At 43.7% G+C, this 17,155-nt stretch carries 17 protein-coding genes; 3 read left to right on the top strand and 14 right to left on the bottom strand.

What is annotated here, in order from left to right; all coding sequences use genetic code 11:
• Positions 1 to 106 precede the first annotated feature (106 nt).
• The gene (locus QRN39_RS13375) at positions 107 to 1,426 is read left to right on the top strand and encodes a UDP-glucose dehydrogenase family protein (RefSeq protein ID WP_268459189.1); all 1,320 of its coding nucleotides are present in this window, start codon (positions 107 to 109) and stop codon (positions 1,424 to 1,426) included.
• A 239-nt stretch (positions 1,427 to 1,665) separates the two neighbouring features.
• On the opposite strand, the gene chrA is transcribed toward QRN39_RS13375, so the two are convergent.
• The 5 genes from chrA to alsS all read right to left on the bottom strand — a co-directional run bounded on the left by chrA (position 1,666) and on the right by alsS (position 5,933).
• Positions 1,666 to 2,199: a chromate efflux transporter ChrA gene (chrA, locus tag QRN39_RS13370; protein ID WP_034620321.1), complete on the bottom strand. Its 534-nt coding sequence runs from the start codon at positions 2,197 to 2,199 to the stop codon at positions 1,666 to 1,668.
• Positions 2,199 to 2,780 carry a chromate efflux transporter ChrB gene (gene chrB, locus QRN39_RS13365; RefSeq protein WP_417894892.1) on the bottom strand — a complete coding sequence of 194 codons (582 nt, stop codon included), beginning with the start codon at positions 2,778 to 2,780 and terminating at the stop codon, positions 2,199 to 2,201. Before chrB ends, chrA begins: the two co-directional genes overlap by 1 nt.
• 16 nt (positions 2,781 to 2,796) lie before the next feature.
• Positions 2,797 to 3,273: a chromate efflux transcriptional regulator ChrS gene (gene chrS, locus QRN39_RS13360; RefSeq protein ID WP_003214832.1), complete on the bottom strand. Its 477-nt coding sequence runs from the start codon at positions 3,271 to 3,273 to the stop codon at positions 2,797 to 2,799.
• 153 nt (positions 3,274 to 3,426) lie between these two features.
• Positions 3,427 to 4,197 carry an acetolactate decarboxylase gene (gene budA, locus QRN39_RS13355; RefSeq protein ID WP_106030112.1) on the bottom strand — a complete coding sequence of 257 codons (771 nt, stop codon included), beginning with the start codon at positions 4,195 to 4,197 and terminating at the stop codon, positions 3,427 to 3,429.
• A 38-nt stretch (positions 4,198 to 4,235) separates the two neighbouring features.
• Positions 4,236 to 5,933 (bottom strand): acetolactate synthase AlsS, encoded by a 1,698-nt coding sequence (gene alsS, locus QRN39_RS13350; protein WP_284907406.1) that lies wholly within the window; start codon positions 5,931 to 5,933, stop codon positions 4,236 to 4,238.
• Between the two features lie 150 nt (positions 5,934 to 6,083).
• Between alsS and alsR the strand changes: the two genes are divergently transcribed.
• Entirely contained in the window at positions 6,084 to 6,980 is an 897-nt protein-coding gene (gene alsR / locus QRN39_RS13345; protein WP_065097893.1) for an acetoin biosynthesis transcriptional regulator AlsR, read from the top strand.
• 50 nt (positions 6,981 to 7,030) lie between these two features.
• Positions 7,031 to 7,648, top strand: coding sequence for a flavin reductase family protein (locus QRN39_RS13340; protein WP_253622926.1), 618 nt, complete (start codon positions 7,031 to 7,033; stop codon positions 7,646 to 7,648).
• A 37-nt stretch (positions 7,649 to 7,685) separates the two neighbouring features.
• Here the strand turns inward: QRN39_RS13340 and rbsB are convergent, their stop codons facing one another.
• The 9 genes from rbsB to QRN39_RS13295 form a co-directional block, all read right to left on the bottom strand.
• Positions 7,686 to 8,603 carry a ribose ABC transporter substrate-binding protein RbsB gene (rbsB, locus tag QRN39_RS13335; RefSeq protein ID WP_217016045.1) on the bottom strand — a complete coding sequence of 306 codons (918 nt, stop codon included), beginning with the start codon at positions 8,601 to 8,603 and terminating at the stop codon, positions 7,686 to 7,688.
• Between the two features lie 13 nt (positions 8,604 to 8,616).
• Complete coding sequence (gene rbsC, locus QRN39_RS13330) at positions 8,617 to 9,570, bottom strand: ribose ABC transporter permease RbsC (protein WP_003215300.1); 954 nt, start codon at positions 9,568 to 9,570, stop codon at positions 8,617 to 8,619.
• Position 9,571: 1 nt separating this feature from the next.
• A complete protein-coding gene (locus QRN39_RS13325; protein WP_050944406.1) occupies positions 9,572 to 11,053 on the bottom strand; it encodes a sugar ABC transporter ATP-binding protein in 1,482 nt (493 codons plus the stop codon).
• Between the two features lie 15 nt (positions 11,054 to 11,068).
• Positions 11,069 to 11,461, bottom strand: coding sequence for a D-ribose pyranase (gene rbsD / locus QRN39_RS13320; RefSeq protein ID WP_251190719.1), 393 nt, complete (start codon positions 11,459 to 11,461; stop codon positions 11,069 to 11,071).
• A complete protein-coding gene (gene rbsK, locus QRN39_RS13315; protein ID WP_284907404.1) occupies positions 11,458 to 12,336 on the bottom strand; it encodes a ribokinase in 879 nt (292 codons plus the stop codon). The genes rbsD and rbsK overlap by 4 nt, the downstream gene beginning before the upstream one ends.
• The gene (locus tag QRN39_RS13310; protein WP_284907403.1) at positions 12,333 to 13,319 is read right to left on the bottom strand and encodes a LacI family DNA-binding transcriptional regulator; all 987 of its coding nucleotides are present in this window, start codon (positions 13,317 to 13,319) and stop codon (positions 12,333 to 12,335) included. The genes rbsK and QRN39_RS13310 overlap by 4 nt, the downstream gene beginning before the upstream one ends.
• Positions 13,320 to 13,436: 117 nt before the next feature.
• Positions 13,437 to 14,579: a Ger(x)C family spore germination protein gene (locus tag QRN39_RS13305; RefSeq protein ID WP_284907402.1), complete on the bottom strand. Its 1,143-nt coding sequence runs from the start codon at positions 14,577 to 14,579 to the stop codon at positions 13,437 to 13,439.
• Positions 14,569 to 15,666 carry a GerAB/ArcD/ProY family transporter gene (locus QRN39_RS13300; protein WP_284907401.1) on the bottom strand — a complete coding sequence of 366 codons (1,098 nt, stop codon included), beginning with the start codon at positions 15,664 to 15,666 and terminating at the stop codon, positions 14,569 to 14,571. The genes QRN39_RS13305 and QRN39_RS13300 overlap by 11 nt, the downstream gene beginning before the upstream one ends.
• Positions 15,656 to 17,137, bottom strand: a complete 1,482-nt coding sequence (locus QRN39_RS13295; protein WP_284907400.1) for a spore germination protein — start codon at positions 17,135 to 17,137, stop codon at positions 15,656 to 15,658. Before QRN39_RS13295 ends, QRN39_RS13300 begins: the two co-directional genes overlap by 11 nt.
• Positions 17,138 to 17,155 lie beyond the last annotated feature (18 nt).

Raw genomic sequence — 17,155 nt, 5'->3', positions numbered from 1 at the left:
CTGCTGGTGATGGCAGGGGGTTTTTGTATGCTTTTATGAATGGAACGAAAGCTCCCAGCATACGATGTCATTACAAGCATAAGGCGTATGGGGAGCTGATGGTGTCATGAATATTGCAATTGCAGGCTGTGGATATGTGGGACTGGTCACAGGTGTGTGTTTAGCGGAGGCAGGGCACAATGTGGCGTGTATTGATATTGACCGGAGAAAGGTCATGCAGCTGAAACAGGGACATCCACCAATGTATGAGCCAGGATTAAAAGAACTGCTGAAACGCAATCTTGAGCAAGGACGAATTCAATTTCACATAAATGGAGCGGCAGCCTACCCGCGGGCAGATGTGTTAATGATTGCGGTTGGCACCCCGCAGCAGGCAGATGGCCAAGCTGATTTACAATATGTGTTTCAAGCCGCAAAGGAGATGGGTACAAAAGCGAAATCAGGTGCGGTTCTTGTGGTGAAAAGTACGGTGCCTGTTGGAACGGGTGATCAAATCGAACAGATGATCCATCAAGAATTAGGACGGAATGAGCCATTATCGATTGCATCTAACCCAGAGTTTTTACGAGAAGGCTCTGCCATTTCAGATACATTGAGGGCAGATCGGCTTGTCATTGGGGCTGAAACAAAAGCTGTATTAGACCGGCTCGAGGAGATGTATGCTCATTTCCACCTGCCAGTGGTCAAGACAGACCGAAAAAGTGCAGAAATGATCAAGTATGCATCAAATGCTTTCCTTGCGACCAAAATCAGTTTTATGAATGAGATTGCCTCCATTTGTGAAAAAACAGGTGCTGATGTTGAATGGGTGGCGCAGGGAATGGGGCTCGATCAGCGGATTGGTTCTTCATTTCTCAAGGCGGGGATTGGCTACGGAGGTTCTTGTTTTCCAAAGGATACAAATGCACTTGTCCAAATCGCAGGGCATGTGTCGCATGATTTTGAGCTGCTAAAGGCTGTTATCAAAGTAAACAATGAGCAGCGAGCCGGTTTTATCCGAAGTATTCAGGAGAGACTGGGATCAAATCTTGAAGGAAAGCGAATTGCACTTCTTGGCCTTGCTTTTAAACCGAATACAGACGATATGAGGGAGGCGCCGTCGGTTCCAATTGCTCATGAACTCCATCAATTAGGCGCGGAGCTTGTGGCGTATGATCCTGTTGCCGCACGCCATGCCGCTCGTGAGCTACCTGAAAAAGTCGTGTTTGCTCATACGATTGAAGAAGCGATAAAGGATGTCCATGCAGCTTGTATATTAACAGAGTGGACAGAAATTCAGACGTTCCCGCTTACGTCCTATAAGGAATGGATGAGACAGCCGCTTATTTTCGATGGACGCAACTGCCATACGCTTGAAGCGGCAGAACAAGCAGGAGTCGAGTATCATTCGATTGGGCGCAGACCAGTTTCTCCAATATATATGTAAAAGAAAACCGATAACAGGTCATGTTATCGGTTTTAGCGTGTAGACAAACCCTCGCATTCGTTGTCAGACCTGCGCGCTGGTGCTCACGAATGTCAAATTCGCTCTGCTCCAGTGCTCGCTCTTTCTAGACTTCAAAGGTTTTCTATCACGCTGAAAGGAAGACAAATGGCTAAAATAAAATTCATTTTAGCCATTTGTCAACAATTTGTAACCGATAACAGGTCATGTTATCGGTTTTTTTAATGCGGCAGAATGAATCCGCCATATAAAAAGGCAGCCACAATGAGAAAGGCGGGGTGCATTTTGAATTTAGTCATAAAGAAAAAGGAGATCGCAGCAATGGCGAGCGACTGCGTCCAGCCAATGGCTTTCACTGCATCTCCGCCAATTTCCCATGTTAATAAAAGCATCATCATCGCAATGACAGGCTGGACGGATAAGGTCATGCCTTTGACGACAGGGGATTGGCGAAAACGGTCAATCAGCTTGAGCAATAAAATCAATCCAATGGCTGATGGCAGTACAGTTGCAAGCAGTGCCACAATAAAGCCTGGCCAGCCCATGACGTCATAGCCGACATATGCCGCGATTTTCGTCGCAATTGGTCCTGGCAGTGCATTGGCTAAAGCAAGCATATTGGAAAATCCTTCGTTCGTCATCCAATGAAAATGGTTGACGATTTCTTCATAATTCAGCGGGATGGATGCAGGTCCTCCGCCATATCCTAATAGATTGGACAAGAAGAATGCCCAGAATAAAAAGAAAATCAGCATCATGAAGACACTCCTTTCTCTTTATTTGATCGATTCCAGCGTTGTTTCAGTTTGAAATGAAAAGCGCCATAGCATAAAAAGATGATAACAATGATTCCTGGATGAATGGACAGTACCTGTAGCCCGATAAAGGCAAGAAGGAACAGAGTGATCCCGAAGATCATTCCGAAGCCTTTCAGCGTTTTTTGTCCAAACTCGTATGCCATGATCCCGAGCAGGACGGCAATAACTGGTGTCACGGCGCCAATCATATTTTGAATGATTTTTGAGGAGCTTAAGACGCTGACAAGTGTGACGAGTGCCACCATGGCGAGGCATGTCGGTAAAATATGGGCAGCTGTTGCGACAATTGCGCCGGATACGCCCTTCAATCGATAGCCGAGATATGCTGACATTTTGGTCGCGATCGGACCTGGTAATGCGTTGGCGATGGCGAGTGTTTCTCCAAACTCGTCATCATTGACCCATTGATATTTCACCACCGCTTCATGGCGAATGAGTGGTATGACGGAAGGACCTCCGCCAAAACCGAGAATACCGGTTCGCACCATAGCGATGATGAGTTCGATATATGATTGCAAGTGCTTCAACTCCTGTCTACAATTTCATGCCCATTCGGCTTTTGTATCGTTTAATGAGCATTTGGCAGTCCACACTCACGACGCCTTCTAGCGGGTACAGTTTTTTTGTCAGGAATGTCTCCATTTCCTGTTCATTTTGAAAAATGCCATGCATATGCAGCTTGCTTGGCCCTGTCATGTGATAAAGACTTGTGACAGCTGTTTCCTGCTCAAGCTGAAGGGCGACTGCTTCTAAAAATTTCGGCTCCACTTCTACATTAAAGAAGACAGAAACATGAATGCCGATCTTAGCAGGATTGATGACCGTTGTGAATCGTTCAATGACGCCTGCTTCAATGAGCTGCTGTATACGGGCTTGTACAGCAACACGTGAAAGACCGACTTGTTTCCCGAGATCTGTATAGGACATACGCCCGTCCTCGTGTAATATGGATAAAATTTGTTTATCTCTTTCATCTAATGTTAAGTTCGGAATGCTATAGTCGTTTGACACCGTATGACCACCTTTCTTCTGTTGATATTTTAGCATATTTCATTACGAATAGAATGAGTGAATTTAAATTTACTAACGAAATGAAATGTAATGAAGTGATAAGTATTCTTTTTGCATAAAAAAACACCCCGGAATCACCGGGATGTCTTTATTTTATTGATCTGGACTGCTTTCTGCACTGGCAATTTGTTGTGCGAGGTCAGCTCGATCAATGTCTGCTTGGAAGAATTCCTGCGTATTTGGCAAGTGTAAATTCATATGACGTTTTTGAGAAATTCGGATGGTCACTTGATCAACAGTGTAATCAAAAACGTGTCCGCCGACACTTCGATCGTCATCAATGAAATGAAGATGATATCCACTCACTGCAATACCATGTGCGTACTGCGGTGTACGGAAACCGGCGATCGTTCCTTGAATATCCTCGAAATCGAAGATGGGCTGTGACTTGACTGCTTCCACCATCGGAACGTAAGGTTTTTCCTGTTTTTCGACCGTACGTGTTTGCACCTTTTTGAATGATCCATCAATGCGGATTGCATAAAACACATTCTTACTTGGTAAAATGCGGTCAATTTCTTCTTCTAGCTCTTTGCTCGTCATGGCTGCATCAATTCGATGAACGATATCTGTTTCAAAGAATGCTAAAGAGCAGAAGGGTGAATAGTCTTGATTGGTAACCGGTGTCGCTGTTCCATCCGAGCGCAGTCGGTAGAATGCGCCATCAAAGCCGATCAGCTCTCCATCTAATTGATTGAATGTACCAATACCGAAATCACCGTGCTCAGGAATTTGTGAAAGGGAGAAATCTCCATCATATACGGCTTCCAGCAAAGAGGTCATCGTCGATACTTGATAGACCTCTTGCTGTTTGTCATGTTGTCTTGTGTCGCTGTGTTGATTCATTGGGTGCATCATACCCATATCCGCTCACTCCTTTGGTGTAATGTATGGACATCTTATCAGACGTTCAATGTGTGTTTTTCACGAAAGACTTCTGGCCATTTTTGACTGGCTAGGTCTGGGTTGTCTTGATAGTCAATCGGAATATCAATAATAACGGGTCCTTCTATGTTTATACCCTTTTGAAGGACAGTTGAAAGCTCTTCAGGTGAGTTAACCCGTAATCCAGTCGCTCCAAAGCTTTCCGCATACTTCACTAAGTCGATCTGTCCGAATTCAACGCAGGATGTGCGATCATATTTCATTTCCTGCTGAAATGCCACCATGTCGTATGTGCTGTCATTCCAAACAAGGTGAACGAGGTTTGTTTTCATGCGGACGGCTGTTTCTAGCTCCATTGCAGAGAAGAGAAAACCGCCATCACCAGAGACCGAAATGATCTTTTCATCTGGATTCAATATGGAAGCCGCAATGGCCCATGGTAAGGCGACGCCTAATGTTTGCATTCCGTTGCTCACAAGGAATGTGTTCGGCTCATAGACGCGGAAGTGACGCGACATCCAAATCGCGTGAGACCCGATATCACAGGTGACCTTCGTGTTATCAGGAATCAGGCGTCTTAATGTATGAATGACATCCAGCGGGTGAGATTGATGACTTTCTCTTTCTGGTGCTTTTTCAATGTCGCTTAACAGCTCCTGTAATTCAGTGACGAATTCAATTTGTTCTTTGCATAGAGAAAGTGGAACACTGTCATGGGCTAGATGTTTAACGGTTTTAGCTATATTGCCGACAAGCTCAAGCGCTGGCTCATAAAAATGATCAATATCTGCCTGCATGTCATCGACATGGATGATCTGTCGCTGCTTCGGCTGAATATTCCAATGCTTCGGATCATATTCAATTGGATCAAAGCCGATGGTTAAAAGGACATCTGCTTGTTCAATGAGAAGATCCCCCGGCTGATTTCTGAATAAACCGATTCTGCCTACATATTGAGACTCGAGCTCTCTTGAGAGAACGCCGGCTCCTTGGTACGTTTCGACAAATGGAATTCCAAGTGTTTTCAATAATGTTCTTGTAGCCTTTGCAGCAGCTGGACGACTTGCTTTCATTCCCACAATGGCAACAGGTAAGTGTGCGTTTTGAATTTTGGCGATAGCCGAGCTGATGAGAGCATCCGGTGCAGGACCTAGTTCTGGAGAAGGGTGAGCAGACACTGGTGTTTGTGTGGTGTGTTCTGTCACGACATCTTGTGGAAAGCTGATAAATGCTGCTCCAGCCTGCCCCTTTTGTGCCGCGCGAAAAGCATTTGTTAAGGCTTCGGGTATATTATGAACGTCTTGTACTTCAACACTGTATTTTGTGACTGGTTTGAATAATGCCGCATTGTCGAGTGATTGATGTGTTCGTTTTAGCCGATCTGCACGAATGACGTTTCCCGCGATTGCGACAACAGGATCACCTTCTGTATTGGCTGTTAATAGACCTGTTGCTAAATTAGATGCGCCAGGACCTGATGTGACGAGACAAACACCTGGTTTGCCGGTTAAGCGGCCGACAGCAGCTGCCATAAAGGCGGCGTTTTGTTCGTGTCTGCATAGGACAAGCTCTGGACCTCTGTCTTTTAATACATCAAATACGGCGTCAATTTTGGCACCTGGAATTGCAAAAACATGGGTCACACCTTGAGCAATCAGCGTATCAACAATCAATTCTGCTCCTCGTCTTGTTAGGGGTTGTGCTTGAGAATTCATTTACCCCGCACTCCTTTCGGCAAGTAAAATTTTTTATGAAAATATATTTTCATGATATGATTTACTATACATTTCAAAATGGAAAATTTCCAATATCTGTTTAACGTGGTTTTAATATGTTTCACGAATAAGTGTGCGAGGAGTGAAAGGATGGAACTGAGACATTTGCAGTACTTTGTCACAGTAGCGGAGGAGCTGCATTTTGGCAGAGCAGCCGCACGGTTGAATATGACACAGCCGCCACTTAGTCAGCAAATTAAGCAGTTTGAAGAAGAATTGGGGTTTCCTTTGTTTCACCGGTCGAAGCGAGTGGTGGAGCTAACAGCTGCTGGAAAGGTCTTTTTACATGAGGTGCGTGGTGTGCTGCATCAGCTTGATAAAGCCGTTGATCATGCCCGGCATACAGCAAGAGGAGAGCTGGGAAAAATCATCATAGGGTTTGTTGGAACAGCGACGTATGATATTCTGCCGCCAGTTGTACGCGAATTCAGAGAGCTGTATCCCTCTGTCAGTATTGAGCTGGAGCAGCTTTCTGTTCCGCAGCAGCTAGGAGCGCTTTTAAATGGGGAGATTGATATCGGTTTTTTACATCCTACATCTCCTCATGAAGAACTGGTCAGCCGTTTGATGAAGCAAAGTGAATGTATTTTTGCGATTCCAAAAAATCATCCGCTGGCGAAAAAAGAGGCGGTCACGATCGAAGATATTCGTCATGAGCCGATTATTTCTTTATCACAGGAATCATGGCCGTCCCTTTATCAACACTTTGTCCTGCTATGTGAAAAGTACGGGTTTTCTCCGAATATTGTGCAGGAAGCGGCTGAATATCAAATGGTGATTGGCCTTGTCACAGCTGGTATCGGCATTGCGGTCATTCCGAAATCAGCCCGGCGTTTATTTAATCTAGATGTTGTGTATCGGTCCATTGAAGGTGAACAGCTTCTGGCAGAATGGACGATTTCCTATAGACGAGAAAATCATAATCCTGCTTTATTTCATCTTGTCCACCATATCCTGCATCGCACCGAGCCTGAATCAGAGGCATAGAAAAAGAGGTATGGTATGATGTCGATACACCAAAAGGAGGCGTGTCTGAATTGATTACGTTGCAAATGGATCAGCTATCAAGAAAAGAAGCATATAAATTATTATCGGGCTCTATTGTTCCACGACCGATTGCGTTTATTACAAGTCTGTCTAAAGACGATGTTGTCAATGCCGCACCATTTAGTTTCTTTAATGTCATCAGCGGACACCCGCCACTTATTGCGGTTTCTATTGGACGACGAGAAGGTCAGATGAAAGATACAGCGCAGCATATCATCGACAGGGAAGAGTTTGTTGTCCATGTAAGCGATGAAGGCATGATAGAAGATATTAATGAAACAGCTGCTACGTTGCCGCAGGAGGAGAGTGAGCTGGATCGAACCGGTCTTCATCAAGTAAAAAGCCATGTCGTTTCAGTTCCGGGGATCAAGGAAGCGCGCATTCGTTTCGAATGTCAGCTGGAAAAGCATCTCACCTTTCAAAATGATGAAGGAGAAATCACGGTCGATCATATCATTGGCCGGGTTGTATGTGCACATTTAGATGAGGCTGTGTATGATGCGGAAAAAGGATATGTTTCTACTTCTGAATTGAAGCCAGTCGCACGTTTAGCGGGTAATGATTATGCCCATTTAGGGACGTCATATGTGCTGAAAAGACCAGAATAATAGGAAAAACCCCCGAGAGCTATCGGGGGTTTTGTGTTTATTTTTTCTGTTCTAGTTTCAGTGGAGCTGCGATGTTCTTTTCTACCTTTTTCCCTTTTAAGACGTCGCTTGCAGCACCGACTGCCAGTTTTCCGATCAGCTCTGGCTGCTGGGCGACTGTGGCAGATAGTTTTCCTGCTTTGATCGAGTTGAGTGCATCTTCGTTTCCGTCAAAGCCAACGACGAGAATGTCTTTTCCAGAGCTTTGAATCGCCTCTAGTGCGCCAAGCGCCATTTCATCATTGTGGGCAAAAACGGCTTTGATGTCAGGGTTTCCTTGAAGGAGGTTTTCCATGACGTTCAACCCTTTTGTTCGGTCGAAGTCAGCTGCTTGTTTTGCTGTCACTTTTAGATCTTTATCTGCTATTTGATGGAATCCTTTTCCGCGTTCACGTGTAGCGGAAGCGCCTGGTACACCTTCTAATTCAGCGACTTTAGCGCCTTTTCCAACCTTGTCGATAATAAATTTGGCTGCCATTTCGCCGCCTTTGACGTTATCTGAAGCAACCAGTGCTTCTACTTTACCGCTTTCAGCTGAACGGTCTAATGTGATGACAGGAATATCTGAAGCATTCGCTGATTCAACAGCAGTTGAGATGGCAGACGAGTCCGCTGGGTTGATAAGCAATGCGTCGACCCCTTGCTGAATTAAATCTTCTACGTCACTTGTTTGTTTTGCTGAATCATTTTGAGCATCTGCAATGACGACTTCGATGCCAAGCTTTTTCGCTTCTTTCGTCACCCCGTTTTTAAGAGAAACGAAGAATGGATTGTTTAAGGTCGAGATCGAGAGACCGATTTTGATGTCTTTTTTCTTCCCATCTTTTGTTGATTTGGCCCACTCTGGCGGTTCAAGTGAGCAGGCAGAAAGCATGAACAATGAGAGAGTCAGGATGAGAATAAGATATTTTTTCATAGCAGCTGCCTCCTTAAGCAGATTTCTTTCTGTCTAATAGGACTGCAATCAAGATGACAATCCCTTTTACAACAGATTGATAGAATGATGATACACCAAGTAAATTCATACCGTTGTTCAGGACACCGATGATAAGCACCCCGATCAGTGTGCCGACAATTCGTCCTCTTCCGCCAGACAAGCTTGTCCCGCCAAGTACAACAGCAGCAATCGCATCAAGCTCATAGGACGTACCAGCTGTTGGCTGAGCTGAGTTTAGGCGAGAGGTTAAAATGGCACCTGCTAAAGCAGACATGAAACCTGCCAATGAATAGATCATAATTTTTACGCGTGGTACTTTGATTCCTGAAATAAGCGCAGCTTTTTCATTTCCGCCGATGGCATATGTTCTTCTGCCGAAAGGTGTTTTATGAAGCAGCACCCAAAGCACGATAAAGGTGAGAAGCATCGTGATCGCTGGAACAGGAATGCCTAAGAAATACCCGCGTCCGAATAACTGAAAGGCATAGTTAGAACCGAGTCCGGTAATCGGGTTTCCGTCTGTATAAACAAGTGTTAATCCTCTGAAAATCGTCATCGTGGCAAGTGTTGCGATAAAAGGAGCCATTTTTCCTTTTGTGATTAAAAGACCGTTGACCATCCCAAGAATAGCGCCGATGATACAGCCAACGATAATAGCTAAAATCGGGTCCATACCAGACACGATAAATCCGGCAGTCAGCGCACTAGAAAGTGCTAAAATGGCACCGACAGACAAATCAATTCCTCCGGTTAAAATAACAAATGTCATTCCAAAGGCAATGAGGGCATTAATGGAGATTTGTCTCAGTAAGTTTAAGATGTTTAATGGCTCTAAAAAGGCCGGGTTTAAAATAGAAACAATGGCGACAAGGATGATGAGTCCTAAGAATGGCCCAAGCTTTTGCATGATGTTGTCAAATCGTCCATTTGAAGTAAGTGGTTTCATGTTACTTCCCTCCTGTAGCTAGTGTCATAATTCGTTCTTGTGTTGCGTCTGCTTTATTTAATTCTCCGCTGATGGTTCCTTCATGAATGACAAGCACTCGATCGCTCATCCCTAGAATTTCTGGGAGCTCAGAGGAGACCATTAAAATGGCAACACCTCGATCAGTCAGTTCATTCATTAACTGGTAGATTTCTCGTTTCGCTCCGACGTCGACACCTCTTGTCGGTTCATCTAAAATCAAGACCTTCGGCTGGATGCCGATCCATTTGGCGATGACGACTTTTTGCTGATTTCCACCAGAGAGACTTCGAGCCGAGATTTCAGAGGAAGCCGTTTTAATCGTCAATCTTTTGATGAGCAGGTCAACAAAATCCTGTTCGTTTTTCTTATCGATCAGTCCCTTTGGAGAGAAGCTTTCTAAGTTTGGCAGACCAATGTTTTCTCGAATGGATGCATCCAGCATGAGTCCTTCATCTTTGCGATCCTCTGTGATAAAGCCGATGCCGAGCTTGACGGCATCACTTGGTTTTTTAATGATAGCCTTTTTCCCATGAACCCAAATTTCCCCTTGATCAAGAGGATCAAGACCAAACAGTGACCGCATCATTTCGGTCCTGCCAGCGCCCATTAAGCCTGCAACACCGACGATTTCTCCAGCTTTAACGGAGAAATTGATATCTTGAAATTGTCCTTTTCTTGTCGCTTGCTTCACCTCAAGGATAGTATCTCCTAAAGAAGGCGTTCTCTCAGGGTATCGATCTGTTAATTCGCGGCCGACCATTTTTTTGACGACCTCATGGAAATTTGTTTCAGGTATGGCTTTCGTATCGACCGTTTTCCCATCGCGCATGATGGTAATCCGGTCACAGATCGCAAAAATTTCCTCCATACGGTGAGAAATATAGACGATGGATACGCCTTCCTTTTTGAGAGATTCAATGACCTGAAAGAGCTTTTCAATCTCACGGTCTGTAAGAGCTGCTGTTGGCTCATCCATGATGATGACCTTCGCTTCCGTCATTAATGCCTTTGCAATCTCAATCATCTGTTTTTGTCCAACAGAGCAGCTGCCTGCCTCTTGATCAAGCGAGAGGTTCACAGACAATCGGTCCAGCTGGCTTTGGGCAAGAACCTTCATTTTCTTTGTGTCTAGCAATCCAAATTTCGTATAGATTTCTTTCCCGATGAATAGGTTTTCCAAGACGGTCATATCTGGCCATATGTTGAGCTCTTGATGAATAAAGGCGATACCGTGTTGTTCCGCTTCCTTCGGATTTTTGAAAGCGGTTTCTTTCCCGTCGATTTGAATCGTTCCCTGGTCTAATGAATAAAGACCTGTGAGCAGGTTCATTAAAGTTGATTTTCCTGCGCCATTTTCACCCATGAGCGCGTGAACTTCACCTGTGACGAGGTCAAAGGAGACCCCGGAAAGAACGGTGTTTTTTCCAAAGGCCTTATGGATGTTATGCATCTCAATGTTCATATCTGGCTCCTCCTTTTAAAAGATGACACCGGCATGAAGAATGCAGTTTGCGTATGGGGTGGCTTCACCCGTGCGAATGACTGCTTTTGCCTGTTTGGTCATATCTTTAAACGTCTCGTGGTCTACATCATGTAATGGCTGTGAGAACGCTTTCTTTAGAAATAGATGATCTCGCTCATTGGCTTCTTTGATTTCACTAGCTACAGTAATGTGTTCAACCGCCATTTCTTGAAGAAGGAGGGAGGTGACCTCCTGAAAGGACGGTGTGCCGATTGATAGTGCCAGGTCGATTTTGACTGGACCTTCTGGAATCGGCAGGCCGCAGTCTGCGATGACGATTGTATCTGTATGACCAAGGTCAGCAAGTACCTTGGCGATATGACTGTTTAAGATGCCGTTTTTTTTCATTTTTTTCTCTCCAGTTCTTCTCTTGTTGGCATGCCGCCTTGTGCACCGAACTTTTTAACAGAGATAGATGCGGCTAAGTTGGCAAAGGCAAGTGCGTCGTATAGGGATTTTCCCTCTGCTAGTGCTACAGCTAGAGCACCGTTAAAAGTATCACCAGCGCCTGTAGTGTCAACGGCTTTCACAGGGGAGCCTGGCACCAACACTTCTTTTATTCCGTCAAAGTAACGAACACCATTTTTTCCTTCTGTAATGAGTAATTTGTTTGGATATTGGCGCAAAGCTTCTGCTATGGTGAGTCCATCAAACATAAGAGCTGCTTCGTGTTCGTTTGGAGTAATATAGGCAGCTTGATCTAATATTTGCTGAGAAACTTGACGAGCTGGTGCGGGATTTAAGATGACCGGAATCCCTTTCTCACTGCAAATGGTGCAGACGGCTTCGACTGTTTCTTCAGGAATTTCTTGCTGAATGAGGACCATTCCAATGTCTTCAATAGAAGAAAGAGCATCTGTTACATAGTGAGGTGTCACCTCATTGTTTGCCCCTTTGACCACGACAATGCTGTTATCACCTTCCGCTAATATGATATGAGCCGTGCCGCTTTCCATTTCGGTAACCGGTTTCATATATGATGTGTGAACTCCTTGATCTTGTAGATTGATGAGAATATCTTGACCATAAGCGTCATCACCGACCCGGCCGATCATGTAAACATCAGCACCGAGTCTGGCACTGGCGACTGCTTGATTGGCGCCTTTTCCGCCTGGGACGGTTTTAAATGATTCGCCTAACACTGTTTCACCGGCATTTGGCCGTTTATCCGAAGTGACGACTAAATCCATTGAACAGCTTCCTACTACGACAATATGACTCATTGTGAATCCACCTTTCTTGTGGTCTCTCGTTCAATAAAAGAGACGGGCATTTGAATAACTGGTTGATCTATAGGTTGTTTCTGAATCGCTTTAATTAACAGCTGCGCCGCTTCTTTTCCCATCTCATAGGCAGGCTGCCTAATTGTCGATAGGGAAGGGAAGAGCAGCTCGCTTTGCGGAATATCGTCAAACCCAATGATTTGAACATCCTCTGGAACAGCTTTTCCGATCCGAAGTGCTTCGTGTATGACCGCTGTTGCGACAATGTCATTACTGGCAATGATGCCATCTGTTTCAGGGTACAGCTGGAAAAGAGCCTTGGCACTCTTACGGGCTTCTTGAAAAGAAAATGAAGCATTAGACATCACATGGAAGTCGACACCCTTTTCGGTCAGTACATCGAGTGCACCCTTGAATCTCTGCCTCGCTGTTTGAAGGTGGGCAGGTCCTTTCAGCAGTGTGATCTGCCGGCTGCCGCGCCTGATTAATTCCATTGCAGCCATTTTCCCGCCAGCTGCAGTATCTGCAGATACAGAAGGTGCATGCGAGACGGTTCGATCTAAGAACACAACCGGCAATTCATCATCATTGTATATATCTGATTCAGGTTCGTTTGTGACAGCGATGACACCGACTACTTGATTTTGTTTAAAGGTTTGTAAATAAGCCAATTCCTTTTCTCGATCTTCATCACTGTTTCCGAATAATAACCGAAAACCTTGCGCATGAATCTCATCCTCTACGCCTCTAGCAAGCTGAGGAAAGAAGGGGTTTGTGATATCAGGCAAGATCAAACCGATTAAGCGGGATTCTCTTTTGAAAAGGGATCTAGCCACTTCATTGGGAAAGTAGTTCAGCTCCTGCATCGCTTGTGTCACGCGGGTTTTCGTATCTGAATGGACATATCCAGTATCGTTCAGTACGCGCGAAACAGTGGCAACAGATACTTGTGCAGCTTTTGCAACATCTTTAATGGTAGCCAATGGAGTGCCTCCCTTCGTGAATGTGTAACCGTTTACACAAATAGATTATCATGAAAGCTTTTAAATGACAATCTTAAAAAAATAAAAAAAGAAAAGAAAGATGAACTCTTCCTTTTCTTAACTAATAATCCCTGTTTCTGTAATATTCACTTTGATTTTTGGGATGATTTTTACATTTGGATAATCCGTAACCCAGTTCATCTTCATGAATTCATCATAGTGTCTTACCCGATATTTTCTGCCTAGGCTAAGGACGTCAGAGTTTGCTTCTTGCAGGGAGGCCACGACTTTTTCTGCTTCTTTTGTCAAAATCGCGGAAAGCCTTTTGTTGAGCATTTTAATTTTTTTATCTGTGTCTAGATTATCTTTCGGGTATTCAAGGACAGAGGTCGTGAATTCATACTCAAGAGAAAAGGTTAAGTTTCGATGGTCAGGATTGATAATGTTGATGTCTCTCTTTGAATCTGTCACTTGAATGGTGATGTAATTGTTCTCCTTTGATTTCATATCACTTCTTACTTTTTTAGTGAAGTTCGCATATTTGCCCATATTCTCGTCCATGACAGTGAGAAGAATGGCATCTTGTCCGTACAGCTCACCTTTCTTTTTCTCATTATCAAATAGGGCGACGCCTTTTACACTCGTTAGTTTTTTCTCTTGATCATAGTAGAGTAACGGCAGTGTGAAATCCTCTCCGGTTTGCAGCATTTTGGAACGAATGCTTTGCATGTTTTTAGGTGCTACTTGGGAGGATTGAGATGCAGTGGTGATGAGGTTATTTAAATAATCGCTCACAATGACCTTTTCCTTGAGGAGCTGGTCGATTAATTCCACACAGGTTCCCCCCTGTACCACTGCAAGATTGGCGAGCAAAGGACTTTTTGGATCTCGATAGAACATATCTAAATAGGGGAGAAGGCTATTTTGAGCAAATTCATCACCGATTAGCATGACTCGCATTTTTGATATATCAATTTTTTGATCGACAATTCGGCTGAAGTTGGTTCTTGCTTTTCTTAATGTAGGAGCTTCAGTTGTAAGAACAGTGGTTAAATAGCTGCCTGTATTTCCTTGCGCCATGCTTTGAGACTGCTGCACTTTACGATAGGTGATGGAGAACTTCGCATTGTCGTCTTCTCCTTGATCAACCGTAGACGTTAACACAAGAGAGATATTTTTTAATAAGTTTTGATCCCAGCAGCCAGGCATGAAGATAAGCGATATACACATGAGGAGCGTCAGCGAAAACTTATGACGCATGCGATTTCACCTTCCCTTTAAGATGTTTGATAAAAATGATGATGGCCATAATGATCGGCAGTGTGTAAATAACTGAAATTTGAGCAATGGTCGTAAAGTCGTTAAAGCGCTGTATTCTAAAGTTATCGTTTGCGAGAAAACAGCAAGCCGCGTAGATGAAAATGGCAAAATAATAGACATATTTTTTATGCTCTTTTTTATTAAGTAGGCTCGCTAGGCCATTGGCACAGAAGTGAAGGTAATTGCTGAGTGTGGCAAGAATGACGAACACCCAGAAACTTAGAAAAATTAAATCTGTTCGTTCAATGATTCCGAATGTAATGGTCTTTAATAGATAAAGCACAGGATTTGGTATGATATCAAGCTCAATCGGGCTGAAGAACATAAAACAAATCAATGTAATAAATAGGTAGAAAAGCGTCGTGCATATATTTGAAATCGTCATGACCTTATACCGTTCTTTGATGGAACCTTTCATGAATGGAGAGATGATGAGAATCATTTCAAAGCCGTTCATCGAGAGCACCACATCTTTCAATCCAAGCTGGAACTGAGACAAATCCGTCTGGAAGAAAGGCATGAGGTAGTCAATATTGGTTCCTTTTAACGAATAGAACATGAGTAAAGACAACATGAGCAAAAAGGGGGTCAAGATAAAGTTAAACCTGACGATCGCTGTGATTTTTTCTTTTGCGATGTAGATGATGGAGATCGTCAGCAATAAATTAATGACCCAGTTTGGCGTAAGCGGCAGTACCCATATACCAAGTATTCTGGTGAAAATGGAGAGAACAACAATGCAGATCGAGGCAAAATAAACTGTATAAAGCCCGATTAAAATATGCCCTATCCATTTCCCATAGACTTTGATTAATGCTTGGAAGAACGATATGTCAGGATATTTTTGAATGATATAAATGAAAATGGTATTGATGATTTGAATAAATACGCCGGCTAAGATAATCGCCATCCAGCCATCGTGCCCCATGTCTTTCATCAGCAAATGGGGAAGCGCTAAAATCCCAACACCAATTTGAGATTGGATGAGAAAAAAGATCGCTTGAGATGGAGATATTTTATTTTTCATTTTTCTTTTCCCACCCTCTCAAATTTTCAATTTGTTTTTTCCTTTGCGGATTTAAATAAACAGGACGCTGTTTGTACATCCACATAGGTAGTCGAATGACGGTGTCCTTTAAATCCTGCCAGTTAAAAGGTGTAACAGGTGATAAGTACGGTACACCTAATGATTCTAGGCGGCATAAATTCATGAGGACGATGGCAAGGCCAAATGAAATGCCGATAAAGCCAAACATTGACGCCATGAACATGAGCGGAAAACGCAGCATCCTGATGGTAGACGTCATTTCAAATGAAGGAAGGACAAAGGAAGCAACGGCAGTCACGGCAACGACAACGATAAGGACATTCGAGATGAGTCCTGCTTGTACTACCGCATCCCCAATGACCAAACCGCCTACGATCCCAATGGTCTGCCCGATTGGTTTTGGCAGACGCACCCCGGCTTCCCGTATGAGTTCAATAGTAATTTCCATCAGCATGGCTTCGATTAAAGGAGGGAAGGGAATCCCAATAATAGAATTCTTCATGGTTACGGCGAGTTCATCAGGGACCACCTCATAATGAAATCCAATCACCGCAATATAAAAAGATGGCAGTATGACTGCGATGATGCAGGCGAGATAACGCAAAATACGGATAAATGTAGCTGGAATCCAGCGGCTATTATAATCATCTGGTGATTGAAAGAAACTAAAAAAGGTGACAGGAAGAATAATTGCCATAGGGCTCCCGTCCATCAGCACTACAATACGACCTTCAAGAATGGCAGATCTCACCTTATCAGGACGTTCTGTATCAATCAGCTGCGGAAAAATAGAAAATGAATCATCTTCGATCGCCTCAACAATAGAACCAGGACTAATCAGCGTGTCTACTTTAATAGAAGAGATCCGTCTGTTTACCTCTTCTACCTTTTCCTGATTCGCTACATCAGAAATATAAACAATCGCAAGCTTTGTTTCTGATTTTGTACCGACCTTATGGTACTGAATGGCGAGCTTCCGATCATTTAAGTGAGAACGCAGTAAATATATATTCGTATCCAAACTTTCCACAAATCCATCATGAGCACCCGCAATGATGCTTTCTGATGAAGGCTCAGAAATAGAGCGAAGCGGCGGCTGCCCGACAGCAAATAATTTGATCTGCGAGGAATTTTCATCAAGAAAGGCAATGCTTCCTGCAATAATACTGTCAGTGATCAGAGTCAAGTCGCCTGTTTCAAGCGTACTAAGAGACTTTGTATAATCTTGTTTTCCAGGAGGACCTAACAAGTTACCGATAATAAAGTTGTTCAGTTTGCCTTCATCAATTCTTGTTTTAATAAAAAACAGGACAGATTTCGTTTCATTCACCATTAACTCTCGGTATTCAAAATCGCCGCTTTGCTGAAATGTTTTTTTCAGAATCCGGATTTTTTCCTCGAAGCTGCCTGATAAAAAATGCAACCGTGTTTGCTCATTGCTGTTTGGCATCTTTAGCCTCCTCTCACA

The sequence above is a fragment of the Bacillus sp. lyk4-R2A-2 genome, assembly GCF_030209735.1.
Classification (GTDB): Bacteria; Bacillota; Bacilli; order Bacillales; family Bacillaceae; genus Bacillus; species Bacillus pumilus.
The sequence above is the reverse complement of the archived record's forward strand: the minus strand, read 5'-3'. Positions and strand labels throughout refer to the sequence as shown.

What these genes read in the sequence shown, in the direction of transcription:
- QRN39_RS13375 (WP_268459189.1), top strand. Translation starts at nt 107, where the DNA reads ATGAATATTGCAATTGCAGGCTGTGGATATGTGGGACTGGTCACAGGT.
- chrA (WP_034620321.1), bottom strand. Translation starts at nt 2,199, where the DNA reads ATGCTGATTTTCTTTTTATTCTGGGCATTCTTCTTGTCCAATCTATTA.
- budA (WP_106030112.1), bottom strand. Translation starts at nt 4,197, where the DNA reads ATGGGTATGATGCACCCAATGAATCAACACAGCGACACAAGACAACAT.
- alsS (WP_284907406.1), bottom strand. Translation starts at nt 5,933, where the DNA reads ATGAATTCTCAAGCACAACCCCTAACAAGACGAGGAGCAGAATTGATT.
- alsR (WP_065097893.1), top strand. Translation starts at nt 6,084, where the DNA reads ATGGAACTGAGACATTTGCAGTACTTTGTCACAGTAGCGGAGGAGCTG.
- rbsB (WP_217016045.1), bottom strand. Translation starts at nt 8,603, where the DNA reads ATGAAAAAATATCTTATTCTCATCCTGACTCTCTCATTGTTCATGCTT.
- rbsC (WP_003215300.1), bottom strand. Translation starts at nt 9,570, where the DNA reads ATGAAACCACTTACTTCAAATGGACGATTTGACAACATCATGCAAAAG.
- QRN39_RS13325 (WP_050944406.1), bottom strand. Translation starts at nt 11,053, where the DNA reads ATGAACATTGAGATGCATAACATCCATAAGGCCTTTGGAAAAAACACC.
- rbsD (WP_251190719.1), bottom strand. Translation starts at nt 11,461, where the DNA reads ATGAAAAAAAACGGCATCTTAAACAGTCATATCGCCAAGGTACTTGCT.
- rbsK (WP_284907404.1), bottom strand. Translation starts at nt 12,336, where the DNA reads ATGAGTCATATTGTCGTAGTAGGAAGCTGTTCAATGGATTTAGTCGTC.
- QRN39_RS13305 (WP_284907402.1), bottom strand. Translation starts at nt 14,579, where the DNA reads ATGCGTCATAAGTTTTCGCTGACGCTCCTCATGTGTATATCGCTTATC.
- QRN39_RS13300 (WP_284907401.1), bottom strand. Translation starts at nt 15,666, where the DNA reads ATGAAAAATAAAATATCTCCATCTCAAGCGATCTTTTTTCTCATCCAA.
- QRN39_RS13295 (WP_284907400.1), bottom strand. Translation starts at nt 17,137, where the DNA reads ATGCCAAACAGCAATGAGCAAACACGGTTGCATTTTTTATCAGGCAGC.